Annotated in this window: 24 protein-coding genes; 12 read left to right on the top strand and 12 right to left on the bottom strand. The window is 72.2% G+C overall.

The window, feature by feature from the left end; translation table 11 throughout:
- The first annotated feature begins 73 nt into the window (after positions 1 to 73).
- The gene (locus tag FHU36_RS12320) at positions 74 to 418 is read left to right on the top strand and encodes a YkvA family protein (protein ID WP_185083849.1); all 345 of its coding nucleotides are present in this window, start codon (positions 74 to 76) and stop codon (positions 416 to 418) included.
- 6 nt (positions 419 to 424) lie between these two features.
- Here the strand turns inward: FHU36_RS12320 and FHU36_RS12315 are convergent, their stop codons facing one another.
- Both FHU36_RS12315 and FHU36_RS12310 read right to left on the bottom strand, forming a co-directional pair.
- Positions 425 to 1,621, bottom strand: a complete 1,197-nt coding sequence (locus FHU36_RS12315; RefSeq protein WP_185083848.1) for an amidohydrolase family protein — start codon at positions 1,619 to 1,621, stop codon at positions 425 to 427.
- 206 nt (positions 1,622 to 1,827) lie between these two features.
- Positions 1,828 to 2,619, bottom strand: a complete 792-nt coding sequence (locus FHU36_RS12310; protein WP_185083847.1) for an SURF1 family cytochrome oxidase biogenesis protein — start codon at positions 2,617 to 2,619, stop codon at positions 1,828 to 1,830.
- Between the two features lie 202 nt (positions 2,620 to 2,821).
- Here FHU36_RS12310 and FHU36_RS12305 point away from each other — a divergent pair, with 202 nt between their 5' ends.
- A complete protein-coding gene (locus tag FHU36_RS12305; protein WP_185083846.1) occupies positions 2,822 to 3,469 on the top strand; it encodes a VC0807 family protein in 648 nt (215 codons plus the stop codon).
- Here FHU36_RS12305 and FHU36_RS12300 read toward each other — a convergent pair.
- Positions 3,443 to 3,910, bottom strand: a complete 468-nt coding sequence (locus FHU36_RS12300) for a winged helix-turn-helix transcriptional regulator (protein ID WP_185083845.1) — start codon at positions 3,908 to 3,910, stop codon at positions 3,443 to 3,445. The two genes, FHU36_RS12305 and FHU36_RS12300, sit on opposite strands and share 27 nt — an antisense overlap.
- A gap of 60 nt (positions 3,911 to 3,970) precedes the next feature.
- Here FHU36_RS12300 and FHU36_RS12295 point away from each other — a divergent pair, with 60 nt between their 5' ends.
- The 4 genes from FHU36_RS12295 to FHU36_RS12280 all read left to right on the top strand — a co-directional run bounded on the left by FHU36_RS12295 (position 3,971) and on the right by FHU36_RS12280 (position 7,310).
- Complete coding sequence (locus tag FHU36_RS12295; protein WP_185083844.1) at positions 3,971 to 4,483, top strand: GNAT family N-acetyltransferase; 513 nt, start codon at positions 3,971 to 3,973, stop codon at positions 4,481 to 4,483.
- Positions 4,480 to 5,076 carry a TetR/AcrR family transcriptional regulator gene (locus tag FHU36_RS12290; RefSeq protein WP_185083843.1) on the top strand — a complete coding sequence of 199 codons (597 nt, stop codon included), beginning with the start codon at positions 4,480 to 4,482 and terminating at the stop codon, positions 5,074 to 5,076. Before FHU36_RS12295 ends, FHU36_RS12290 begins: the two co-directional genes overlap by 4 nt.
- Positions 5,077 to 5,250: 174 nt before the next feature.
- Positions 5,251 to 6,144: an SRPBCC family protein gene (locus tag FHU36_RS12285; protein ID WP_185083842.1), complete on the top strand. Its 894-nt coding sequence runs from the start codon at positions 5,251 to 5,253 to the stop codon at positions 6,142 to 6,144.
- Positions 6,141 to 7,310 carry a zinc-dependent alcohol dehydrogenase gene (locus tag FHU36_RS12280; protein ID WP_185083841.1) on the top strand — a complete coding sequence of 390 codons (1,170 nt, stop codon included), beginning with the start codon at positions 6,141 to 6,143 and terminating at the stop codon, positions 7,308 to 7,310. Before FHU36_RS12285 ends, FHU36_RS12280 begins: the two co-directional genes overlap by 4 nt.
- Before the next feature lie 9 nt (positions 7,311 to 7,319).
- Here FHU36_RS12280 and FHU36_RS12275 read toward each other — a convergent pair whose 3' ends face one another.
- A complete protein-coding gene (locus tag FHU36_RS12275) occupies positions 7,320 to 7,622 on the bottom strand; it encodes a hypothetical protein (protein WP_185083840.1) in 303 nt (100 codons plus the stop codon).
- A 168-nt stretch (positions 7,623 to 7,790) separates the two neighbouring features.
- Here FHU36_RS12275 and FHU36_RS12270 point away from each other — a divergent pair, with 168 nt between their 5' ends.
- Entirely contained in the window at positions 7,791 to 9,197 is a 1,407-nt protein-coding gene (locus FHU36_RS12270; RefSeq protein ID WP_185083839.1) for a DUF7059 domain-containing protein, read from the top strand.
- 295 nt (positions 9,198 to 9,492) lie between these two features.
- Here FHU36_RS12270 and FHU36_RS12265 read toward each other — a convergent pair whose 3' ends face one another.
- The 3 genes from FHU36_RS12265 to FHU36_RS12255 all read right to left on the bottom strand — a co-directional run bounded on the left by FHU36_RS12265 (position 9,493) and on the right by FHU36_RS12255 (position 14,860).
- The gene (locus FHU36_RS12265; protein WP_185083838.1) at positions 9,493 to 12,507 is read right to left on the bottom strand and encodes an AfsR/SARP family transcriptional regulator; all 3,015 of its coding nucleotides are present in this window, start codon (positions 12,505 to 12,507) and stop codon (positions 9,493 to 9,495) included.
- Between the two features lie 268 nt (positions 12,508 to 12,775).
- Positions 12,776 to 13,432: a GNAT family N-acetyltransferase gene (locus tag FHU36_RS12260; protein WP_185083837.1), complete on the bottom strand. Its 657-nt coding sequence runs from the start codon at positions 13,430 to 13,432 to the stop codon at positions 12,776 to 12,778.
- A 141-nt stretch (positions 13,433 to 13,573) separates the two neighbouring features.
- Positions 13,574 to 14,860: a pyridoxal phosphate-dependent aminotransferase gene (locus FHU36_RS12255; protein ID WP_185084767.1), complete on the bottom strand. Its 1,287-nt coding sequence runs from the start codon at positions 14,858 to 14,860 to the stop codon at positions 13,574 to 13,576.
- Positions 14,861 to 14,939: 79 nt separating this feature from the next.
- Here FHU36_RS12255 and FHU36_RS12250 point away from each other — a divergent pair, with 79 nt between their 5' ends.
- From FHU36_RS12250 to FHU36_RS12240, 3 genes are all read left to right on the top strand, one after another.
- A complete protein-coding gene (locus FHU36_RS12250) occupies positions 14,940 to 15,950 on the top strand; it encodes a LysR family transcriptional regulator (RefSeq protein WP_185083836.1) in 1,011 nt (336 codons plus the stop codon).
- 11 nt (positions 15,951 to 15,961) lie between these two features.
- Complete coding sequence (gene rnhB, locus FHU36_RS12245; RefSeq protein WP_185083835.1) at positions 15,962 to 16,633, top strand: ribonuclease HII; 672 nt, start codon at positions 15,962 to 15,964, stop codon at positions 16,631 to 16,633.
- A 180-nt stretch (positions 16,634 to 16,813) separates the two neighbouring features.
- Positions 16,814 to 17,845, top strand: a complete 1,032-nt coding sequence (locus FHU36_RS12240) for an LLM class flavin-dependent oxidoreductase (RefSeq protein ID WP_185083834.1) — start codon at positions 16,814 to 16,816, stop codon at positions 17,843 to 17,845.
- 36 nt (positions 17,846 to 17,881) lie between these two features.
- Here the strand turns inward: FHU36_RS12240 and FHU36_RS12235 are convergent, their stop codons facing one another.
- A complete protein-coding gene (locus FHU36_RS12235; RefSeq protein ID WP_185083833.1) occupies positions 17,882 to 18,268 on the bottom strand; it encodes an SCO5389 family protein in 387 nt (128 codons plus the stop codon).
- 85 nt (positions 18,269 to 18,353) lie between these two features.
- Positions 18,354 to 19,298, bottom strand: coding sequence for an ATP-binding protein (locus FHU36_RS12230; RefSeq protein WP_185083832.1), 945 nt, complete (start codon positions 19,296 to 19,298; stop codon positions 18,354 to 18,356).
- A gap of 67 nt (positions 19,299 to 19,365) precedes the next feature.
- Here FHU36_RS12230 and FHU36_RS12225 point away from each other — a divergent pair, with 67 nt between their 5' ends.
- Positions 19,366 to 19,845 carry a tetratricopeptide repeat protein gene (locus FHU36_RS12225; protein WP_221495852.1) on the top strand — a complete coding sequence of 160 codons (480 nt, stop codon included), beginning with the start codon at positions 19,366 to 19,368 and terminating at the stop codon, positions 19,843 to 19,845.
- 66 nt (positions 19,846 to 19,911) lie between these two features.
- Here the strand turns inward: FHU36_RS12225 and FHU36_RS12220 are convergent, their stop codons facing one another.
- Positions 19,912 to 21,300, bottom strand: coding sequence for an LCP family protein (locus FHU36_RS12220; protein WP_246502025.1), 1,389 nt, complete (start codon positions 21,298 to 21,300; stop codon positions 19,912 to 19,914).
- A 118-nt stretch (positions 21,301 to 21,418) separates the two neighbouring features.
- On the opposite strand from FHU36_RS12220, the gene FHU36_RS12215 reads away from it, so the two are divergent.
- On the top strand, positions 21,419 to 22,141 hold the full coding sequence (locus FHU36_RS12215) for a class I SAM-dependent methyltransferase (RefSeq protein WP_312891551.1): 723 nt from the start codon (positions 21,419 to 21,421) through the stop codon (positions 22,139 to 22,141).
- Between the two features lie 10 nt (positions 22,142 to 22,151).
- On the opposite strand, the gene FHU36_RS12210 is transcribed toward FHU36_RS12215, so the two are convergent.
- Together FHU36_RS12210 and FHU36_RS12205 are read right to left on the bottom strand one after the other, a co-directional pair.
- A complete protein-coding gene (locus tag FHU36_RS12210) occupies positions 22,152 to 22,769 on the bottom strand; it encodes a thymidylate synthase family protein (protein WP_185083829.1) in 618 nt (205 codons plus the stop codon).
- Positions 22,770 to 23,441: a hypothetical protein gene (locus FHU36_RS12205; RefSeq protein WP_185083828.1), complete on the bottom strand. Its 672-nt coding sequence runs from the start codon at positions 23,439 to 23,441 to the stop codon at positions 22,770 to 22,772.
- Positions 23,442 to 23,506 lie beyond the last annotated feature (65 nt).

Below are 23,506 nucleotides of genomic sequence, written 5' to 3'. Positions count from 1 at the left end.
ACCTTTGACCCCTGGGGAACCCGCCGTTGGCGAAACACGTTATGTCGTGAGAAGCCTGGGTATGGGGGTGGGCATGAAAGCGAAGGCAGCACGCGCGGCGGCGGCCTGGCGGACGTACCAGGACGTGACCAAGCCCGGCACGCCCGGACTGATGGCGCGGATCCGGGCGATCCCGCGCCTGATCGGCGCCGTGATGCGCGGCGAGTACGGCGAGATGGGCAAGGGCAGGCTGGCCCTGATGGGGCTCGGCGTGGTCTACCTCATCTCGCCGATCGACCTGGTGCCCGACTTCCTCGTCCTGATCGGCGTCGCCGACGACTTCGGGGTCTTCCTCTGGCTCATGGGGTCGTTGCTGGGCGAGAGCGGGCGCTATCTCGACCACGAGCGCAAGGTCGTCCGGGGCACGCTGGAGGGCTAGATCGGGCTAGATCTCCTCCATCCGCAGCCAGGCACGTGAGGGCAGCGGGTGGCCGAAGAGGCGGGCGGCGTTGCCGTAGGCGACGCGGGCGATGTCGGCCGGCGGCAGCGCGCCGAGGTTGCGGGCCACGGCCTGCTGCGTGTCGGGCCAGGTCGAGTCGGAGTGGGGATAGCCGCTCTCCTGGAGCACGTGGTCGAGGCCGACCGCCAGGCGCACCCCCGAAAGGGCGTGGTCGTCGAGTGTGCCGAAGAAGAAGTTGCGGCGCAGCACCTCGCTCGGCTTGAGCCCGCCGTCCCACGCCGCGTCGCCCGCCACCGGGTGGTCGAGCGCGTAGTCGGCCCGCTCGGCCAGCAGCGGCAGCCAGCCCACCCCGCCCTCGACGATGAGGATGCGCAGGTTGGGGAAGCGCAGCGGCACGCCCGACCAGAGCCAGTCGGCGCAGGCGAACATGGCGCTCGTCGGGATCAGCGTGGTGATCGCCTCGATCGGCGTGTCGGGCGAGGGCACCGGCGCCCAGCTCGACGCGCCGGTGTGCAGCGCCACGACCGTGCCGGTCTCCTCGCAGGCGGCGAAGAACGGGTCCCAGTGGCCGCTGTGGATCGACGGCAGCCGCACCCGCGTCGGGAACTCGGGGAAGACCACGGCCTTGAACCCGCGGGCGGCGTTGGCCCGGATCTCCTTGGCGGCCACGTCGGGGTCGGGCAACCAGGGAAGCTGCAGGCCGATCACGCGCTCGGGGTAGGTGCCGGCCCAGACCTCGATGTGCCAGTCGTTCCACGCCTTGACCAGCGCCAGCCCGAGGTCCTGGTCGCGGGTCCTGGCGAACGGCATGCCCGCCTGCCCGGCGAGCATGCCGGGGAAGCAGAGCGCGGCCCAGATCCCGGCCACGTCCATGTCCTCGATGCGGGCCTCGATGTCGTGGCAGCCGGGGCGCATGTGCTCGAAGCGGATCGGCTCCAGGGTGCGCTGCTCGCGCGGCAGCCCGGCGCCCACGTCCATGGCCGCGCACGGGTAGGTGGCCCCGCCGTAGCGCCAGACCTGGTGACCGGCCTCCGTCTCCACGACCTTGGGCGCGACATCGGCGTATTTCTCCGGTAACCGGCCCTCGAAGAGGTCCGGCGGCTCGATCAGGTGATCGTCGGCGGAGATGATCACATAGTCGCGCCGCCTCGGATCGGGGTCGGGGAGCAGCGGCGTAGTCACGCAGGCAACCGTACGACGGCGGGATAACGTCGAACAAGCTGCGACGTCTCCGTTGGATATCCCTGTGACGGATATCCCCATGTCCTTGCGGACCCGGGATCGCCGGGAGGGGGACGCCGGGCGACCCCGGGCCATCGGGGCCCGCCGTGATGAGGATGCCGCTCGTGCGAGCCCCGCGGGCTCCTACCCGGGCGTGATCGATGTAGTCAGCCGGCGGGCGCGGCGGTCTCCTCGTCGGCCCCCGCCTGGGCGCCCTCGGCCCGCTGGTCGGCCGCCTCGCGCCGGATCAGCAGGATCCAGCCGCCGATGGCCACGCCGATGAACAGCCACCACTGCACGCCGTACGCGAGGTTGAGGCCGCCTCCGGCGCCCACGTCGGGCGCGGGGACCGGCTCCGGTGCCGGGTCGGTGTCCGGCTGCTGCCCGGTGAGGTCGACGTAGCCGCCCAGCAGCTCGTACGGCAGGCGCTTGCCGATGGTGTCGAGGTTGATCAGCAGCACCTGGCCGGCGGGCAACCCCTGACGGTCCCTGATGCCGCTCGACTCCTCGGACTCGCTCAGCCGTAGCCGTCCGGTGACATTCACCTGACCTGTGGGGGGCGGCGGCACCTCGGGCGGGGTGTCGGCGGTGGCGCCGGCCTTCACCCATCCGCGGTTGACGAGCACGGCCCGCCCGTCGGCCATCACCAGCGGCGTCAGCACGTAGAACCCGGGCCGGCCCTCCTGCGGCCGCCGGCGTACGAGCAGCCCCTGCGCGGCGTCGTAGCTGCCCGAGGCCGTCACGGCCCGGTAGCGGTCGTCCTCCTCGGCCACGGGCCCGGCCAGGCTCTCCACGGGCACCGGCGGAGCGGCCAGGTTGGCGGTGACCCGGTCGCTGTTGGCCGACCTCTCCTCGAAACGCCCGAACTGCCAGCGTCCCAGCAGGACGAAGGCGGGGATCACCAGCAGGACCACGACATGCAGCGCGATCCAGCGGGGCGTGAGGAGGAAGCGGTACACCCTTCCAGGGTAGGCACCCCACCCGGTGCTCCCTCACGCGCCTCCGTGGCCTGCGGTGGTGCCGCCGACGTGATCAAATCGCAATCTGGTCGAAACCCTTACCAGGAAGCCGTTCATCGCGTACGGTCATGAATCGTGCCGTGAGCCTCCCCCGGGCCTCGCGCGGAACCCCCTGCCTGTCGAGAGGCCCTCGAAGAGCTCCATGACCGTGCTTGCCGCGCCCCCCGAGGGGCCCGTGATCGAGTTGCCCCGGCTCGCCGCCCTGGTGCGGCACGCGGTGCCGCGGATCGTCGAGAGCATGATCCTGCCGGTCGCGGTGTTCTATGCGGGACTGCTCGCCGCCGGGCCGGCGGGCGGCGTCGCCACGGCCGTGGCCTGGGTGTACGGGGGAGCGCTGGTCCGGCTGGTCAGGGGTCGGAGCGTGCCGGGCGGGGTGCTGCTGGCCGCGCTCATGGTGACCGTGCGGGCGGCGCTGGCGTTGCTGACGGGCAGCCCGCTGTTGTTCTTCCTGCAGCCGACGCTGGGCGTGTTCTGCGCCAGCGCGGCGTTCCTGGGGACGGCCCGGGTGCGGCGGCCCCTGGCGCGGCGGGTGGCGGAGGACCTCGTGCCGCTGCCCGGGCACGTCATGGAGGAGCCGGTCATGCGGCGGTTCTTCGCGCGCCAGTCGCTGGTCTGGGGGTGCGCCCAGCTCGGCAACGCCACGCTGAGCCTGTGGCTGCTGCTCAGCCAGCCGATCGAGACGTACCTCCTCGTGCGGACGTCGGCCGTGGCCGTGCTGCTGACGGGGGCCGCGCTGCTGACGCTGGGCGACTTCCGGCGCTGCCTACGCGCTCTGCAGCGCGGCGCCTGAGCCGGGCCGGGCGGTCACCTCGCGGGGTCCGGCGACCTCGTGGCCCTCGGCGCACCGGAAGTGCTGCTCGATGGGGGCGCCGCAGTCGCGGTGGGTGAGCAGGACCGGCGGGCCGTTCTCGCCGGCCAGGTAGCGGTCGCCCCAGTGCATGAGCGCGACCAGCAGGGGATACAGGTCGCGCCCCTTCTCGGTGAGCCGGTATTCGTCACGCTGGCGCTGGCCTGGCTCGCGGTAGGGCTCCTTGCGCAGCAGGCCCTCGTCCACCAGCCGGGTCAGGCGGGCGCTGAGCACCTGGCGGGGGGCGCCGGTGTTGGCCTGCATGTCGGCGAACCGGCGCACGCCGCTGAACGCCTCGCGTAGCACGAGGAACGTCCACTTCTCCCCGACGACGTTGAGGGTGCGCTCGATCGAGCAGTTGGTGACCCGGAAGGGCACGTTCATGCGTCACATCATACCTGAGTTCATTTGACAGACTCAGCGGATGGCAGGCAGGCTGAGTCCATGCAAGGAACCCAGATCCGGCCCGCCCGGACCGACGACGACGAGCGCATCAGGCGCTTTCTGGCCGGACTGTCCCTGCACACGCGCACGCTGCGGTTCTTCACCGGGTTCAGCCGCCCGGCCGCGAGCCTGGTCCGCACGCTGCTCGCCGTGGACGAACACCGCGACGCCCTGGTCGCCACCCTTGACGGCGAGATCATCGGCCACGCCATGAGCTATCGCGGCGGCGTGACCGACGTGGAGATCGCGGTGGTGGTGACCGACCGGTGGCAGGGGCACGGGCTCGGGCCGCGCCTGGCCGACGCCCTCCTCCGCCGCGCCGCCGCAGGAGGGGCCACGACGGTCGGCATGGACGTGATGGGCGAGAACCGGCGGGCCCTGCGCGTGATCCGCCGCCTGTGGCCGGACGCGACGATGAAGGTCGTCTCCGGGACCGTCGAGGTGACCGCTATGATCGACCGGGCCGCGCCATTTGCGGAACAACGTTCTGCTGCTTCACCATTGACAGTGTGAAGAGTGCCAGGAACGGACGTGACGGGCGGACCCGCATCATCGAGGGGGCCCTCCGCCGATTCAGTCAGGACGGCGTGTCGGCCACCACACTGAGCGATCTCCGCAAGGAGAGCGGCGTCAGCGTCGGTAGCTTCTACCACCACTTCACCGGCAAGGACCACGTCTTCAGCGTGCTCTACGCCGAGATACTCACGGCCTACCAGGAGGCGTTCCTCGCCGAGCTGGAGAGCCACGAGTCGGCCCGCGACGGCATCGAGGCCGTCGTCGCCTTCCACATGCGCTGGGCCGGCGAGCATCCCGAGCGCGCCAGGCTGCTGATCAGCGAGCGGCCGCCGCGCAAGCACGAGCTGGGCGGCGCCGAGGTGGCCGAGGCGCGCCGCGCGTTCTTCCGCCGCGTGTCCGACTGGTGGCGGCCGCACATGGACAACGGCCTGCTCCGGCAGGTGCACCCGACGATGTGCTACGTCCTGTGGCTCGGACCGGCGCAGGAGGTGTGCCGCCTGTGGTTCGCCGGGGCGCACACGCCGACCGACGAGGAGATCAAGGGGCTGGGCGAGGCCGCCTGGCAGAGCCTCCGCCGGCACGCCGACTGACCGACCCCGCCGCCGACAATTTCGGACACAGCACACGAAAGGGTGTCATACAAGGGCGGTCGGGTACGGGGTCGTGAACGCGGGCGCAGGACCCGCACGCGCCGCCCACAGCAGTCGGTCGTGAGGCGTCGCGCCGTTCGCGTACGGACATCGACAGCCGAAGGACGAGCGACCATGAGAACCGACAGTCTGCCCCGGGTGCTCGGATGGGCCAGCCTGGGTCTGGGCGCGGCGCAACTGGCCACGCCCGACACCGTCACCCGCCTGTGCGGCGTCGACGACTCACCGGCGGCCAGAGGGATCACGAGGCTGGTCGGCGGGCGGGAGTTGCTGCACGCGGCACCGCTGCTGGGCGGTCGCGAGCCGACCCGCTGGGCGTGGACCCGAGTCGCCGGCGACGCGCTGGACCTGAGCCTGCTCGGCGCGGCGCTGTCCGGCCGCAGGGGCGCCAGACGCCGCCGGGTGGCGGCCGCGATGGCCGCGGTCGCCGGCATCACCGCCCTCGACCTGCTGTGCGCGGTGCGCGGCGCGCGCTCCGCAACGGCCCCGCTGACGCTGCACGCCTCGATCACGATCAACCGGCCCCGCGAGGAGGTGTACGCGTTCTGGCGGGACCTGGAGAACCTGCCCACCTTCATGATCCACCTGGAGTCCGTCCGGACCGTCGGGGCGGGCCGCTCCCGGTGGCAGGCCAAGGGCCCGGCGACGGACGTCGTGTGGGAGGCCGAGATCATCGACGACCGGGTCGGCGAGCTGATCGCCTGGGCTTCGGTGCGAGGCGGCGTCGTGAACACCAGAGGCATGGTCTCCTTCACCGACGGACCCGCCGGCCGGGGCACCGTGGTGGACGTTGCCATGGACTACACCGTGCCGGGCCGCGCCCTGGGCGCGGCGGTCGCCAAGATGCTGGGCGAGCACCCCGAGCAGCAGGTCCGCGACGACCTGCGCCGGTTCAAGCAGATACTGGAGACCGGTGAGGTGCTCCGCTCCGACGGCAGCCCCGAAGGCACGCGCGCGCTGCGCCAGCTCAGGCAGCGCCCCGCCCAGCCCGTAGGAGGACGGTCATGAAGGCCACCTGCTGGATGGGCCGCAACAAGGTCGAGGTGCTCGACGTGCCGGACCCGCGGCTGCTCAACGCGCGCGACGCCGTGGTGCGCATCACCTCGACCGCCATCTGCGGCTCCGACCTGCACCTCGTCGACGGCTACATCCCGACCGTGAAGAAGGGCGACGTCCTCGGCCACGAGTTCATGGGCGAGGTGGTGGAGGTCGGCCCCGAGGTGCGCAACCTGCGAGTCGGGGACCGGGTGGTCGTGCCGTTCCCGATCGCCTGCGGCAACTGCTTCGCCTGCGAGGAGGGCCTGTACTCGATCTGCGAGAACTCCAACCCCAACGCGGGCCTGGCGGAGAAGTTCATGGGCCACTCGCCGGCGGGCATCTTCGGCTACTCCCACATGCTGGGCGGCTTCGCGGGCGGGCAGGCGGAGTACGCGCGGGTGCCGTTCGCCGACGTGGGACCGATCAAGATCGAGGACGATCTGCCCGACGACAAGGTGCTGTTCCTGTCGGACATCCTGCCGACGGGGTACATGGGCGCCGAGATGTGCGACATCAGGCCCGGCCAGACGGTCGCGGTCTGGGGCGCCGGCCCCGTCGGCCTGTTCGCCGTGACCAGCGCGCACCTGCTCGGCGCCGGCAAGGTCATCTGCATCGACCGCTTCCCGTACCGGCTGCGGAAGGCCGAGCAGGCCGGCGCGCATCCGCTCAACTACGAGGAGGTGGAGGTCCTGGAGGCGCTCCGCGACCTGACCGGCGGCCGCGGCCCCGACGCGTGCATCGACGCCGTCGGCATGGAGGCGCACCACCCCACTCCCGCCATGTACGCCTACGACCGGGCCAAGCAGGCCGCCCGAATGGAGACCGAGCGCCCGTACGCGCTGCGCGAGGCCATCCTGGCCTGCCGCAACGGCGGCGTCGTCTCGGTCATCGGCGTCTACGGCGGGCTGCTGGACAAGTTCCCGATGGGCTCGCTGATGAACCGGTCGCTGACCATCCGCACCGGTCAGTGCCACGTCCAGCGCTACCTCCGGCCGCTCCTGGACCGGATCCGCGCCGGCGAGATCGACCCGAGCTTCGTCATCTCGCACCGGCTGCCGCTCAGCGAGGCGCCACGCGGGTTCGAGATGTTCAAGCACAAGCAGGACGAGTGCACGAAGGTCGTGCTGACGCCCTAGCCGAGGCGCTCAGACGAGCTGGCGGACCCGGCCGGGCACCCGCCAGCTCGCCTTGTCGAGCGAGATGTCGAGCCGCAGGTCGCCCCGGTGGCGGCGCAGGCCGGGCACGCGCACCCGGTCGTGCACGGCGAAGCGGCCCCGGCTCGTGTAGCCGAAGCCCAGCTCGCCGGGGAGCACGCGCAACTCGTCGTGGTTGCCGCACCGCGGGCAGGTCCACAGCACGAGATCGAGGCCGCGGTTGTAGGCCGAACAGGCGCGGAAATACTCGTCGGGGATGAATCGGGACTCACAGGCCAGGCACGGAATGAGCATGGGTCCGCTCCTCTTTGAACAGGTCCCGACGTGGCAGAAGATCCCCCTGACAGGGTTCCCCAGAGATACCGCGTACCGGTTGCGAACCGCTTACAGAACGCCGCGTTTCTCGGTAACAGTACGATCACTGTAGGTATTGGATCATGCGCGGGAGTATGCGGTGAAAGGATGGTGCGCGTGGAACGACTGCGCGATCATCTGCACGAAACCGGCTACACGATTGACGGCGTCCGCGACCGGCTGGGCGACGTGGCGGCCTCGGCCCTGGCGCGCGAGGAGCTGGTCCCGGCTCTGCGCGCGACGGCCGGCGGTGAGCCGCTCGGCGCGCTGATCCGCCTGTGGTGGCTGGGCGTGGCCGTCCCGCGGGCGTGGCTGGCCCCGGCCGTGCTGGAGTCCGGGCTGGTCACCGTGGCCGGCGAGCAGGTCACCGCCGACGTGCACCTCCAGCCGTGGGAGACGGGCGGCTACGTGGTCTCCGACCGCAAGGTGCGCCCCGGCGACCCGGCGCTGCGCCCCGACCACGTGGTCGGCGCGGGCGGCGCCTCGGCCAACCTCGCCCAGCTCGTCTCCCGCCGACCCGTGGGGCGGGCGCTCGATCTCGGCACCGGCTGCGGCGTGCAGGTGCTCCACCTCGCCGGGCGGGCCGAGGAGATCGTGGCCACGGACCTCAACCCGCGCGCCGTCGAGCTGGCCCGGCTGAGCTGGGAGCTGTCGGGCGTGCGCGGGGTGGACGCCCGGGTGGGCTCGATGTTCGAGCCGGTGCGCGACGAGCTGTTCGACCTCGTCGTCGCCAACCCGCCGTTCGTCATCTCACCCGCCGGAAACCTGACCTACCGCGAGACGGGGGAGGACGGCGACGCCTTCTGCCGCGACCTCGTCCGGCAGGCCCCCCGCCACCTCACCCCCGGCGGCCAGGCCCACTTCCTGGCCAACTGGCTGCACGTCGAGGGCGAGGACTGGCGCGACCGCGTCGGCGGCTGGCTGGCCGACACCGACTGCGACGCCTGGGTGGTGGAGCGCGACGTCCAGGACCCCGCCGAGTACGTCGAGCTGTGGCTCAGGGACGCCGCGGAGCAGGGCACGCCCGGCTACGCCGAGCACTACGACCGCTGGCTGGCGTGGTTCGAGCAGCGCAAGGTCGAGGCGGTCGGGTTCGGCTGGATCACACTGCGCAACTCCGGCGCCCTCGACCCGGTGGTCCGCGTGGAGCGGCTCACCCACCAGGTCACGCTTCCTGTGGGCGACTACGTGGACGACGTGCTCGACTCCATCGCGGCCGCCCACCGCGTCCAGGACCTCAACTCGGCCTGTCTGCGCACGGCCGACGGGCTGCTGGACGAACGCATCGGCCTGCCCGGCGCCGAGGACCCGATGCGGATCGTGCTCCGCCAGACCACCGGCCTGCGCCGCAGCAGGGAGGTCGGCACGGTCGAGGCCGCGCTGGCCGGCGTGTGTGACGGCGAGCTGGCGCTCGGCCCGCTGCTCAACGTGATCGCCGAGCTGGTCGGCAACGGCGACATCCCGCACGCCGACGCGGTCCGCCCGCTCATCGCCGAGGGCTACTTCCACCTTTGACCAGGTTCTGCCTCGTTTCGCAATCGGCTGTTGATCCGACGTCAAGTCCTCCGGTGGAGGCTGTGGACCACGACGCGGGCCCGGGGGGTTCGAGGCCCGTGTCAGAGTCCGGCCGGCCGTCGATGTGAGGCGGCTAGCCGTCACGTGGAGCAACCGGAAGAACCGGGCCCCCTGGCAACGCGTGACGGTCACGATGGCCGGCCGGGCTGCACCACCACCGCAAGGGCATCGAGGACCGCAGAGGACAGCCTTGATCAACCATGTGTGGATGACGCCTCTGGACGACGCGCTCTACTCAGGACTCGACGACCTGGGCGGTGTCGAGGAGGAGCCTGAGGTCCCCGGCCTCGGGAGCACCGAGCCGGGAGAAGATGTCGAAGGCCTGACGTAGGCAGTCGGCGCTGCGCGCGATGTCGCCGAGGCCCTTCAGCGCCTTGCCGAGGACGGTCAGCGACAGCGCCTCGCCGTAGGGGTGTCCGATGTTCCGCGACACCACCAGGGCCTGCTCGGCGTGCCGGACGGCGTCGGCGTAGCGCTGCGCGGCGATGAACGTCTCCGCCAGCCGCGAGCACACCCGCTGCTCCCACACGCGCTGCTTGCCGGCCCGGAAGAAGGCCAGGCACTCGGCGTGGTGGTGGACGGCCTCGGTGAGCCGGCCGACCCGCGACAGCACGATGCCGAGGTGGTAGCGGGCCCGGGCGGTGCCGGCGCCGCTGCCGAGCTCGGTGAAGATCTCCAGACCTCGCTCGGCCGCGGTGATGGCGTCCTCGGCCCGGCCGAGGCCGAGGTGGTCGCGGGCGGAGTAGCTGAGCACGAGCGCCTCGCCGGCCGGGATGCCGTGCTCGCGGTAGTGGCGCATGGCCGACTCGAACCACGACAGGGCCTCGGTGTGGCGGCGCTGCCTGCCGACGACCACGGCCAGCGCGTTCATCACCTCGCCGGTGACGACCTTCTCACCGCGGGCCACCGACAGCTCGTGCACGATCCTGAACTGCTCCTCGGCCTCGGTCAGCCGGTTGCCCGCGAACAGCACCCGGCCCAGCACGTAGCGGGAGCGCAGCTCGCTGCCGGGGTCGCCGATGCCGCGCGCGGCGGCGAGCACGGCGCGGGTGGCTTGGTCGAACTCGCGCGTGTGGGTGCCCGACTCCAGCAGCGGCTCCATGGCGACCAGCAGGTCGGCGGCCGGCAGGAGCTGGTCGGTCGCGGGCGAGGCCGCGGCGGCCTGGTTGATCGCGGCGAACAGCGAGTCGCCCTCGGCGATCAGCCAGGCGACGGCCTCGTCGGCGCCGCCGAAGCTCCGCCCGCTGCCGATCTCCACCAGGTTGTCGGCGATGGAGCTGCCCTCGTAGGCCAGCCGGTGGGCCGACTGGGCGGAGGCGAGGTAGTAGCCGAGCAGCCGCCGCAGCACCGGCGTGTGGGCCTGCGGCTGCTCGGTCTTGTCCATGGTGCGCCGGGCGAACAGCTTGAGCAGGTCGTGGTAGCGGTAGCGGCCCGGTGCCGGAGCCTCCAGCAGGCTGGCGTCGACCAGCGACTCCAGCACGTCCTCGGCCTCGAACGCGTTGAGCGCCAGCACGGCCGCCGCGGCGCCGGCTGAGATGTCGGGGCCGTTGGGCAGCGACAACAGCCGGAACGCCCGCTGCTGGGCGGGGTCGAGCTGCCCATAGCCCAGCGCGAACGTCGCCTCCACGGCGAGGTTGCCCACCCGCAGCTCGTCGAGGCGGCGCTGCTCGTCGGCCAGCCGCGGCACCAGCGACTCCACCGTCCACGAGGGCCGCGCGGCCAGCCGGGCGGCCACGATCCGTACGGCCAGCGGCAGGAACCCGCACGCCGCCACCACGTCCATGGCCGCGCCGTGCTCGGCCGCGACCCGCTCGGGCCCGGCCACCGCCGCGAACAGCGAGAGGGCCTCGTCCGGCTCCATCACGTCGAGGTCGATGAGCCGGGCCGAGGGCAGGTCGGCCAGCTTGACCCGGCTGGTGACGATCGCCGCGCAGCCCGGCGAGCCCGGCAGCAGGTGGCCGACCTGCCCGGCGTCACGGGCGTTGTCCAGCAGCACGAGGATGCGCCGGTCGGCGAGCAGCGACCGGAACAGCGCCGAGCGCTCGGCGAGCCCTTCGGGGATGACGTCGGGCGGGACGCCGAGCGCCCGCAGGAACGCGCGCAGCGCCGACTCGGGCGCGATCGCCTCGTCGGTGTAGCCGCGCAGGTCGGCGTAGAGCTGCCCGTCGGGGAACAGGTCGTCGGCCGCGTGGGCCACGTGCACGGCCAGCGTGGTCTTGCCGACGCCGCCGATCCCGCAGATGGCGACCACGGGCACGCCCTCGGCCGACGACTGCGCCGACAGCAGCGCGCGCAGCCGTCCGGCGATCTCCTTGCGCCCGGTGAAGTCGTTGACCGCGGCCGGGAGCTGCGCCGGGCGGGGCAACTCGTGGGCCGGCTCCTCGGCGCCGGCCGGCTCCGGCGCCGCCGCGGTGCCCGGAGCAGGGGCGGCCGGAGCAGGGGCGGCGGGTGTGGGGGCGGCGGGGGCGAGCGACGGGTCGGCCGCGAGGATGCGCTGGTGCAGCGCCGTGAGCTCGGGGCCCGGCTCGATGCCCAGCTCCTCGACCAGCGCCTCGCGGGTCTCGGTGAAGACGGCGAGCGCGTCGCCCTGCCGCCCGCACCGGTAGTAGGCGAGCATGAGCTGGGCGCGCAGCCGCTCGCGCAGCGGGTGCTCGGCGGTCAGCGCGATCAGCTCCGACACGACCGCGGCGTGCTCGCCCAGTTCGAGATCGACGTCCATGAGCGTCTCGATCACGCCGATCCGGCGCTCGACCAGCCGGTCGCGCTGGTGCTCGGCGTACGGGCCGACGGTCCCCGTCAGCGGCTCGCCGTCGAACAGGGCGAGCGCCTCCCGCAGCGCGACGGCGGCCTCGCCGAGGTGGCCGGCCTTGCGCGCCGCCTCGGCGTCGTGGACGGCCCGCTCGAACCGGGTCAGGTCGAGTGCCCCGTCGGACAGGCGCAGCGCGTAGCCGCGGCCGACGGAGGTGAGGATCTCGGGCCGCGAGCGGGCGGGCCGGCCGGGTTCGAGCACGGTGCGCAGCCGGGAGACGTACGTGCGCAGCGCGCCGAGCGCCCGCGGGGGTGCTTCCTCGCCCCACACCGCGTCGATGAGCTCGGTCGGGCTGACAGCCCGGCCCTCCCTCAGCAGCAGCATGCCCAGGATCGAACGCTGCAACGGGGTGCCCAGGTCGAGCTCCTCGCCATCACGCCACGCGCGCACGGGACCGAGCACGGCGAAGCGCAACCCGCTTTCGACGCTCTGACCAGCCATGCCGTATGTCTCCAAGGCAATGGAACGCTTTGTTACCAAATCATAGAACCAACCCAGCCCGACACATAGGCATGGGGCATTGCGTTAACCGAAGCGTTGATCGCACGTTAATCCCCCGTTGCCCACCCAGGCCGATGCTCAAGGCGTCAGCAGGCATGGTCCCAGATCGCGGGGGCGACCGTGCCCGCCCCAGCAATAGAGGCGCAGAGATCTCGGCGAAAACGGGAGGCCCCGCCCATTTTCCGGGCGGGGCCTCGACGGATGTTTTCTAGGCCGCCTCGACCGCCGCTTCCAGCGGCGCGAGTCTCGGCATCAGCCGTTCGCGAACCGCGGGCCATTCGGAATGCAGGATCGAGTAGAACGCGGTATCTCGGACCGTGTCGTCGGCGCCTCGGCTTTCCGCTCGCCGCACCCCGTCGAAGTGTGCGCCGAGGGCCTCGATGGCGGCCCGGGATCGGACGTTGCGTACATCTGCCTTGAGCGTGATGCGGTGGACGTTCCACGTGTCGAAGGCGTGCGAGAGCAGCAGGAACTTGCTCTCCCGGTTGACACCCGTGCCCTGGGCGGTGGCGCCCAGCCAGGTGTAACCGATGTCGGCCACGGACGGGATCTCGCCCACCACACCCAGCGAGCCGGGAGGCCACGGCAGGGGGCCCTGCCAGTACTCCAGGTGCATGAGACGGGTGGCACCGACCAGACGGCCGGTGGCCAGCCACCGGATGGCGAAGGGCATCGTGCGGCCCTCCGCCTGCTCAGCCAGGGCGGCCTCCACATAGGAGACCATCTCGTCCCGACCGTTCGGGACGCGAGTGAAGGCATACGTGGAGCGGTCTTCACTCGCCGCGGCGACGAGGTCGTCGATCGCCGCGTGGCTGAGAGGTTCCAGGCGCACGAGGCGCCCGGACAAGGTGACAAGAGCGGGCATGAGCACATGATGAGGGCTGCCCGCCCCCGCTGTAACCAGGCGGCGACAGGGAACTTTCGCGGCCTTGCGGGCATGCGATGTTTTCGCAGGTCAGAGCGATGATCTGAGGGGTGTGGGGGGCCGGTCGGGAGAAGATTTCGCCTAACCGTGACACACGGTCGGCATGAGGGCCTGGCGCCGTTCACGCGAGGCGTCCCGCCGCACCAGCGAGAGCTCCTTCAGCCCCATCGACAGGTGGTCGAGACCGGCCGAGATCCACGGCAGGTGGAGCGGGTCGTCGCTGTCGAGCGCGGCCTGGCGCTCCTCGGCCGTCTCGCCGTACAGGAGGCTCACGGCGACCCGCACCCGGGCGGCGGACGGGTCGTCGCCGAAGGCGTGGCCCGGCAGCACGCCGATGCCGTGGTCGTCGAGCAGGACGCGGGTGATCTCGGCCGAGCCGCCGAGGCGGAGGTGGCTGAGGTCGGGGTAGAGGTAGAAGCCGCCCTGCGGCGCGGGCACCGAGGCGCCGATCTCGGTGAAGGCCGCGTGGGCGGCCCGCGCGACCGCGCCGTGCAGCCTGCGGCTGCGTTCGATGCGCTCGACCAGCTCGGGCGGGTCGGTGAAGGCGTATGTCGCGGCCTCCTGCACCGGCGCGGCCGGCGCGGACCAGATCTCGCTGGCCACCGCGAGCAGCCGAGCGCGCAGGTCGTGCGCGCCGTCGGGCAGCCGGGCCACGCCGATGCGCCAGCCGCCCAGCGCGAGGCTCTTGCTGAGCCCCGTCGTGATGACGGTGCGCTCGGGAGCCAGCTCGGCGGGCGAGGTGTACGGCGGAGCGGGGTCGTGCAGCAGGTCGCGGTAGATCTCGTCGGAGATGATGACGAGGTCCAGCTCGCGGGCGACGTCGGCCAGGCGCGCGATGGTGCCGGGCGTGGCCAGCCGGCCGGTGGGGTTGTCGGGCAGGGTGACGACCACGGACCTGACGGTCCGGCCCTGGGCGCGGGCGTGGAGCACGGCCGAGACCAGCCGGTCGGGGTCGGGCGCGCCGCCCTCGCCGACGGGCGGGGGCACCAGGATGGGGCGGGAGCCCACCAGGGCGGCCTGCGCCGCATAGCTGACCCAGCTCGGCACGGTCAGCACCACGTCACCGCCGAGGGCGAGCAGCAGGCCGTACAGGAGCGACTTGCTGCCGGGGCCGCTCACGACCTGGTCGGGGTCGGTGGGGAGGCCGCGCCGGGTCCAGTAGCCCGCCGCCGCGTCGCGCAGCCCGGAGGCTCCGGCGACCGGCCCGTAGCCGTTGTTCCCGGACGCGGCGACCAGCCTGTCGCGCAGCGCCGGGTGGACGGGCAGCCCTGCCTCTCCGAAGGCGAGGTGCAGGACCCGTGCCCCGGCGCGTCGTCTTCGCTCGATGTCCTCGTTCGTTGCCAGCGTGGCGGACAGCGTCACGGTCATGTTTGTCACGTTCCCAGGGTGATTGGATGAGGGCATCAGTACAAGCGAGGCTTTTCGTGGGTAGGCATAAGGAAGTGCGATGCTCGATTTGCGGCGTTTGGCGTTGATCTGCGAGTTTGCCCGGCGCGGCAGCATCGCCGCGACCGCCGAGTCGCTCGGTTACAGTCCCTCCGCGGTGTCCCAGCAGCTCGCCGCGCTCGAACGCGAGGCCGGCGCGGCCCTCATCGACCGGACCGCCCGCAGCGCCGAGCTGACCGACGCCGGCCGCCGGCTCGTCCTCCACGCCGAACGCATCCTTTCCATGGTCGAAGAGGCCGAGTCGGACCTCTCGGCGCACCGGGGCACGCCTGCCGGGCGGGTCGTCGTCACCGCCTTCCCCACAGCGGCCGTCGCATTCGCGCCGGCGCTCGCCCGCTCGCTGCGCCGCCACACCGAACTCACGCTCCGGCTGCGGCAGAGCAGGTCCGGACGGGGGATGCGGGAGGTGCAGTCGGGCGAGGTGGACATCGCGCTCGTGGACGACTGGTACGGCCGGGCGCGCGACAGCGAGAGCCTGCGGGTCTTCCCCCTGCTGCACGACCCGCTCGTGCTGGTGGTGCCGCGCAGGCACCGGCTGGCCGACCCCGGCGTGCCGTTCGAGCTGGCCGAGCTGCGCGACGAACCGTGGATGGCCACGCCGGACGGCGAGCCGTCGCGGCTGGCGGTCGACCGGCTCCTGGTGGACGTGGGCGGCACCAAGCCGCAGCCGTGGGAGTTCGAGGGGCTGGGCACGATCCTGTCGCTGGTGGCCAAGGGCCTCGGCATCGCCGCCGTGCCGGCGCTGGCGCTCGCGGCGGGGGTGCGCGGGGTGGTGGTGCGGCAGTTCCCGGGCAACCCGGTGGGGCGCGACGTGCACGCCGTCGCCCGCGGCTCCAGCGTGCACCGCCCCTCGGTGTCGGTCACGCTGCGGGCCATCCACGTGGCCGCCCGCTACATCGCCGCCGACCTGGAGCCGATCCGGCTCGCCGACCGCCATCCGGGCCCGGCCGCGGGCGTCACCGGCGCGCCGGGCGAGGAGATTCCGGGTCCGGTACGGCCGGCGGACCGATAGCGTCTGGGGCCATGGCGCCGACCTACGACATCGAGCACCTCCTGCTCGCGCAGCCCAGCACCCGCACCGTGGCGGGCGTCGACGAGGTGGGCCGGGGCGCCTGGGCCGGCCCGGTGACCGTCTGCGCGGTCGTCACCGACCTGTCCGAGCCGCCCGCCGGGCTGACCGACTCCAAGCAGCTCACGCCCGCCAGGCGCGAGAGCGTCGCCGCCGAACTGCTCCAGTGGGCCGCCGGCATCGGCTTCGGCGAGGCGACCCACACCGAGATCGACACCGTCGGCATGACCGAGGCGTTGCGCCGCGCCGCCCGCCGGGCGCTGGAGGCCCTGCCGGTCAGGCCCGACGCGGTGATCCTCGACGGCGGCCACGACTACATCGGCGCCCCCTGGCCGGTGCGCCTGGAGGTCAGGGGCGACGCCGCCAGCGTCTCGGTGGCGGCTGCGTCGGTGCTGGCCAAGGTGCGGCGCGACGCCCAGTTGGCGGCGCTCGGCTGCGAGGAGTACGGCTTCGCCGACAACGCGGGCTACCCGTCGCCGGCGCATCAGGAGGCGCTGGCCAGGCTCGGGCCCACCGAGCACCACCGGCTGTCGTGGTCCTACCTCGACGACCTGCCGCGTTGGCGGCACCTCAAGCGGCACCGCGATCCGGCGGTGACCGAGGGCCAGGTCAGCCTGTTCGGCTAGTCGGGGCAGACGAGCCGGAGCTTGGGGAAGTAGGTGCGAAAGCGCCGGGCGGCGCGGGGATGGTCACCTGGCCCTTGCTGTTGATCTTCATGTGATCACCGGTTCGGGTGTCATGCGTTACTTCTACAACCTGATACTAAGCACTGTCCTGACCTCGAAGAATCGGTCATTATCGGTTGGGTGCGAATCGGGATCTTTCTGGTCGCGGCCCAGTTTCCGGGCCGGGAGCCGGGGCGGGTTCTGGCCGACGCGGTGGAGCTGGTCGTGGCGGCCGAGGCAGCGGGGTTCGACGACGCCTGGATCGCCGAGCATCACTTCATGTCCTACGGGGTGTGCCCGTCGGCGACCACGTTCGCGGCGGTGGCCGCCGGGCGGACGTCGCGGATCGGGCTCGGCACGGCCGTGAGCGTGCTGTCCACCTGGCATCCGGTGGCCCTGGCGGAGCAGGCGGCGATGCTGCACCACCTGTCGGGCGGGCGGTTCACGCTGGGCGTCGGGCGGGGCGGGCCGTGGGTGGACCTGGAGGTGTTCGGCACGGGGCTGGTGCGCTTCGAGCGGGGCTTCGGCGAGTTGCTGCAGGTGCTGGTGCGGGCCCTGTCGGGGGAGCGGGTGTCGGCCGACGGGGAGTTCTTCGGCTTCCGCGAGGTGCCGATGGTGCCCGCGGCGACCATGCGGCCGGTCGTGGCGTGCACCTCGGAGGCGACGCTGGCGCTGGCGGCGCGGCTCGGGCTGCCGATGCTGCTCGGCATGCACGTGGACGACCGGGAGAAGGCCGCGGCCGTGGCGGCCTACGAGCGGGTGCGGGCAGACGCCGCAGCAGGGGGTGAGGACGGGGTGGCGGGGCCTGGGATGGCGGGGCATGTGGCGGCGGCGGTCGGGTACGTGGCCGACTCCACGCGGCAGGCCGTCAGGGAGCTGGCGGAGGCGATGCCGCGCTGGCTGGAGCCGGGTCTGGCGGGCTACCTGCGGGTGGACGGCCGGCCCCGCCCGCCTCGGGACGTCGGCGCGTACGTGGACTTCCTGACCCGAGTCCACCCGGTCGGGTCGGCCGCCCACTGCGCCGAGACGATCGTCGCCACCGCCGAGGCCACCGGCCTGCGGCACCTGATCCTCCTGGTGGAGGGCGCCGGCGACCACCGGCGCACCCTGGAGAACATCCGCCGTCTCGGCGCCGAGGTGCTGCCCGAGGTCCGCGCACACGAACGGTGGTGAACCGGGAGCCCCGGCCCACCACCGCCCCGCGCCCGATCAGCAGTCGACCAGCTCGGGCTGCTGGTTGAGAATCTGCGCCCGCGGCGTCACGAAGTCGCGCAGCGCCTCGGTGGCCGCCGGGTCGAAGACGGCCACCCGGTGGCAGTTCTGGAAGGCGAGCCGGACGCCGAAGTGACGCTCCAGCGCGCCACGCATCGCGTCGCTGGCGAGGCAGCGCAGGAGCTGGCCGCGCGCCTCCTCCGACGGCGGCGGCACGTGGTTGTCGGCGAACTCGGCTCCGCTCGTGTCACGCTGCTGGACCAGCTCGCTGATCAGCGACCACGCGTACGGCAGGGAGTCGCGGACGCAGGCGACGAACGCCGCGTCGTCGATCTCGCCTGCCCTGGCCCGGTCGAGAAGATCGTTCGGAACGGTCAGCGACATGCTGTCTCCTCTCGGAAGGGATCTCACCGACGCTATGCGGCACCGGCGTGGCACTCCAGGTGTCTGGAGGGGGACACTCGTGTGGTCAGGGGCCGTAGACGAACCCGGGATCGATCTGCTCGCCCAGGTCGAGCCCGGTCCGCGCGTCGCCCCAGGCGCGGGCGTTGCGCAGGTGGAACTCCTCGGCCTGGCGGCCGAACCGCGCCCAGTCCTTCTCCTGCGCGTCCACCTCCTTGAGCAGCACCGTCAGGGCGTCGGCGTTGGCCGGCTCCAGGTCGCCGAGGGCGAACGGGCGGCCCTGCTCCATGGCTCGGACGGCGGCGGAGTGCTCCATCCAGGTGAGCAGGTCGTCGCCCACGTGGGAGCGGAGGAAGTCGACGTCGGCGGCGTCGTGGACCTTGTTGCCGACCACGGCGATCCGCACGCCGAACTCGGCGGCGTAGTCGAGGTACTGCCGGTAGACGCCGACGCCCTGCCGGGTGGGCTCGGCCACCAGGACGGTCAGGTCGAAGCGGGTGAACAGGCCGGAGGCGAAGGAGTCGGCCCCGGCGGTCATGTCGACCACGACGTATTCGGACGGGCCGTCGACGAGGTGGTTGAGCAGCAGCTCGACCGCGCCGACCTTGGAGTGGTAGCAGGCCACGCCCAGGTCGTCCTCGCTGAACGGGCCGGTCGCCATGAGGCGGACGCCCTCCGGCGTGGTGACGGCGAACTCGCGGCCCTCGATCCGGCCGGCGGCGAGGTCCGCGAAGCTCAGCAGGCGCGAACCGCGCCCCGGCGGGGTGGTCTTGACCATCGCCTCGGCCGAGGCGATGCGGGGATTGTCGCCGCGCAGGTGGTGCTTGATCGCGGTGAGATGGGAGCCCAGCGGCTCCGGCGGCTCCTCCACGCCGAGCACCAGGGCCAGGTGCTGGTTGATGTCGGCGTCCATGGCGACCACCGGGCCGCCCTGGCTCGCCACGTGTCTCGCGAACAGGGCCGACATCGTGGTCTTGCCGCTGCCGCCCTTGCCGACGAACGCCACCCTCACGCGCGCTCCAAATGATTATGAAAACCGTTGTCGAATGGATCGCTGGCAATCATGCCACACTCGGTCGGTGCGCGATGACGAATTGGCCGAGGCCGTGCGACTGCGGGAGGCGGGCAGCCGCGAGGAGGCCCGCGAGCTGCTGCTGAGTCTGTCCGAGCGGCATCCCGACGACGCGGAGATCGCCTACCAGACCGCTTGGGTGCACGACGCGCTCGGCCTGGAGGCCGAGGCCGTGCCCTTCTACGAACGGGCGCTGGACGGCACGGGGCTCGCCGCCGACGACCGGTTGGGCGCCTTCACCGGGCTCGGCAGCACGTTCCGGGTGCTCGGGCGCTACGGCGAGGCGCTGGAGGTCTTCCGGCGCGGGCTCGCCGAGTACCCCGGCGACCAGGGGCTGCGCACGTTCATGGCGATGGCGCTCTACAACACCGGCCAGGCCCGCGAGGCGGTCGGCACGTTGCTCAAGGTGCTGGCCGAGACCGAGGAGGTCGGCCGCTACCGCCGGGCCGTCGACTACTACGCCGACCACCTCGACGAGACCGTCTGACCAATCGGCCCGGTGCCCGCTGTGCCGCCCGTCGGCCGCCGGACGCCACCCGCAGGCCGCCGGACGCTACCCGCAGGCCGCGTCCAGGGCGACGGCCTGCTCCGGGTTCTGCGCGGGCGGGGCGGTCGGCGCCCCGGTGCCCGGCGTGGCGCTGCGCGGCGTGCGGTGCCCCGGGCCGTCGGCCAGCGCCTCGGCCACCTTGTCCCTGATCAGGTCCCAGTCGGGGTAGGCGGTGTTGACCAGCGGCGGCACGAAGTTCAGGCTCCGGATCTTGGCGTCCTTGACCTGGTGGGCGAGGTCCACCAGCGGCGGCAGGAGGCCCTGCGGGATGTCGGTGGAGATGGCGCGCTTGGTGGCCGTGGCGAGCTGCTCGAAGCTGTTGATCACGGTGATCGGGTCGGCCTGCCTGGCGACGGCGTTGAGCAGGCACTTCTGCCGGCCCATGCGCACGTAGTCGTCGCTGTCGGTGCGCGAGCGGCCGTACCAGAGGGCCTCGGAGCCGCTGAGCTTGCGAGTGCCGGGGGCGATCAGGCCCTCGCGGTACTTGCCGTAGACGATCGGCTCCTTGATGGTGACCTTCACACCGCCCATCGCGTCGATGATCTGCGCGAAGCCCCGCATGTCGACCAGCGCGTAGTAGCTCACCGGGAGCCCCAGGATGTCGCCGACCGTCTGCTTCAGCAGCGCCGGGCCCCGCTGGCCGCGCCGCACGCCCGGCACCACCTCGGGATGGTCCTCGGCGTACTGGAAGACCTCGTTGAGCAGCCCCGGTGTCTCCGGGCCGGCGCCGGCGAAGCCGCTCGGGAAACGGTCCCTGGCCGGGCCGACGGGCAGCGGCACTCGCTGCAGGTTGCGCGGCAGGCCGAACAGGACCGTGGCGCCCGTGGCGGTGTTCACGCTCGCCACCGTCATGCTGTCGGTGCGCACCCCCGGCCGGCTCGGGGCCGAGTCACCGCCGAGCAGCAGGAAGTTGATCCGCGGGGCGCCGTTCCACGGGTCCTGGGCCACGACCGGCGAGGTGCTGGTGAACAGCGTCTGCACCACGTCCCGTGACAGGTAGGCCATCCGGGCCGCGTACGCGGTGGGCGCCAGGACGGTCGCGCACAGCCCGGCCGCCACGATCGCGGTCAGGGCGCGGCCCACGGTGTCGGAGGGCGCCGGCCGGACCAGGACGAACGAGCGGATGATCACCAGGGACCAGGCGAGCGCGATCAGGCCCAGCACGACCGACAGCGTGGTGAGCCAGGCCGGCTGCACGGCCAGCGCCAGCAGGTGCGGGCCGAACCCGGTGACGGCCGTGATGACCACGGCGAGCACGAACACGTGGGCCGCCATGAGGGCCAGGCCGGTCCGGCGGCGGTCGGTGGCGAGATGGGCCACGCCCCACAGCAGGGCGGAGCCCAGGGTCAGGGCGATGCTCGAGACGGGGCTGAAACCACGCTCCGTGCCTGTCATCCCTGGTCAACCCCCTGTTTCCGAGCACGACCATTCCAGGTTAGTAACGGTTTGTCGTCGATTGGGATTGCGTTAGGGAAGTGTCGCCCCAATTCGCGGGCAAGGCATGGTTGTGAGTGTGCGACGCGGAAACTACGGGTTCGACGCGCCCTGGGCGCTGGCCGGCCTCGTCCTCGGCGGCCTGGCGCTGCTGGGGCTGGGCGCGGTCTCCTTCGCCTTCGACGTGCCCGCCGCCGGGGTGGTCTTCCTCCTCGGCGGCCTCTACACGCTGGCCAGCGCGGGCAGCCATCTGTACACCACCCGCCGCGGCAAGTTCGCCGTCTGGGCGGGCGAGCTCGACCGGCTCAAGGGCGATGAGCGACTGCTCGACCTCGGCTGCGGAAGGGGAGCGGTGCTGCTCCTCGCCGCTGGGCGGCTGCCCGAGGGGCGGGCGGTCGGCGCGGACATGTGGCGCTCGCGCGACCAGTCGGGCAACACCGGGCGCGTCACCAGGGCCAACGCCGCCGCCGAGGGCGTGTCCGTCGAGCTGGTCACCGCGGACATGCGCGACCTGCCGTTCGGCGACGGGGCGTTCGACGTGGTCGTCTCCAGCCTGGCGCTGCACCACGTCCACGACGCCGAGGAACGGGCGCGGGCCGTGCGCGAGGCGTACCGGGTGCTGCGTCCCGGCGGGCTGATCCTCGTCGCCGACCTGTGGCACACGGCCGCGTACGAGGACATCCTGCGCGACCTCGGCATGGTGAACGTGCGCCGGCGCGACCTCGGCTGGCGCTACTGGTACGGCGGGCCGTGGGCGAACATGTGGATGCTCGCGGGAGAGAAGCCGGTAGAGGGCCGCTGATCTTCGCCCCTCACAGCAGCCGCGGCAGAGAAGGCCGCATGACGCGTAGCACTTGCGTGCTGTCGGACAGGTAGAGGTGGGGCACGTCCACGAAGACCCGCATCGGCCCGGTCTCCACGCCGAGCCGGCGTGCCATCCCCGCCTGGACGTCGGCCAGCGGCACGTAGTTGAGGTAGCTGGTGAACGCGTTCTGCGAGCGGAACACCGCCGTCATGATCAGCGTGCCGTCGCGCAGCCGGAACGCCAGCCCGCTCAGGCAGGGCACCGAGTCGTACGGCTCGCCCGGCGTGGTCAGCGAGATCCAGGCGCTCTTGCTGTACGGCTTGGCCCGGAGCAGGTCGGCGGCCCAGCGGAGCTGCCCCTTGATCCGGGCCCCGTAGCTGTACTTGAACGGCGGCACGACCGTGTCCTGGGTGAACTTGCGACAGTAGAGCGCCAGCCGGTCGGCGTCGCCGTACCTGCCGATGATGGGGTCGTCCCTGCTGACCTCGGCCATCTCGAACAGCACGGGCGGCCCCTCCATGACCGGGCCCCGGTCGTCGTCGCCGAGCGCTCCGGCGGTCCACACGTGGCGCATCAGCCAGAGCCACGCCTCCCCACATGACGCCCACACATCCGGGCCGGGCATTCAGGTCTCCACGTTCGGGAACTGGTAGGGGTTGTGCGGCAGCCGGCGTCGCCTGGTCACGTTGCACCGCACGTAGTAGACGGAGTAGTGCACGAGCGCGACCAGCAGGACGCCGGTCAGCAGGAGCACCGTGTGGGGATCCTGCCCGCTCAGGCCCGTGACGCCGATGGTCAGGTAGGCCGAGTTGGCGATCGCCAGCACCATGACGTTGATCCCCGGCCAGGCGAGCGGCGCGTACGTCTCGGGGAAGCGCGGGTCCACCGGCAGGTTGGGCGACCAGGCCAGCTCGTCCTTGAGCCGGGTGGCGTACAGCAGCCGGAAGTTGTTGATCGCGCGGGCGGTCCTGGCGCAGGCGTTGACCGCCTCGATCAGCCGCAGGAACGGCAGCACGCTGAGCAGCCCGAACGCCACCACCAGCGCGAACAGGTACCACGGCACCGTGTGCCAGGCGGCCAGGTCCTGCGGGTCCACCACCTTGGCCCCGGCGAGCGCGATGGTCGCCAGGAACGGTCCAGACAGCAGGCTCATCGCGAGCCTGGTCATCTTCAGGCGCTCGTCCTTGGCGGCGAGGTGGACGGCATAGATGCCGGTGAAGTCGACTGCTGCGAGTTGCAGGAACTGGCTCGACGGCAGCCCTTCCTCCGGCGTCATGCGTGGGGGTGTCTTCCGCATGAGGCGCTCCTGTAGGGCCAGCTGACTCCAGTATGAGCACACTCCGCGCGCCGTGCGGGGCATTT

Origin of the sequence: Nonomuraea muscovyensis (assembly GCF_014207745.1) — a bacterium.
Classification (GTDB): Bacteria; Actinomycetota; Actinomycetes; order Streptosporangiales; family Streptosporangiaceae; genus Nonomuraea; species Nonomuraea muscovyensis.
The sequence above is the reverse complement of the archived record's forward strand: the minus strand, read 5'-3'. Positions and strand labels throughout refer to the sequence as shown.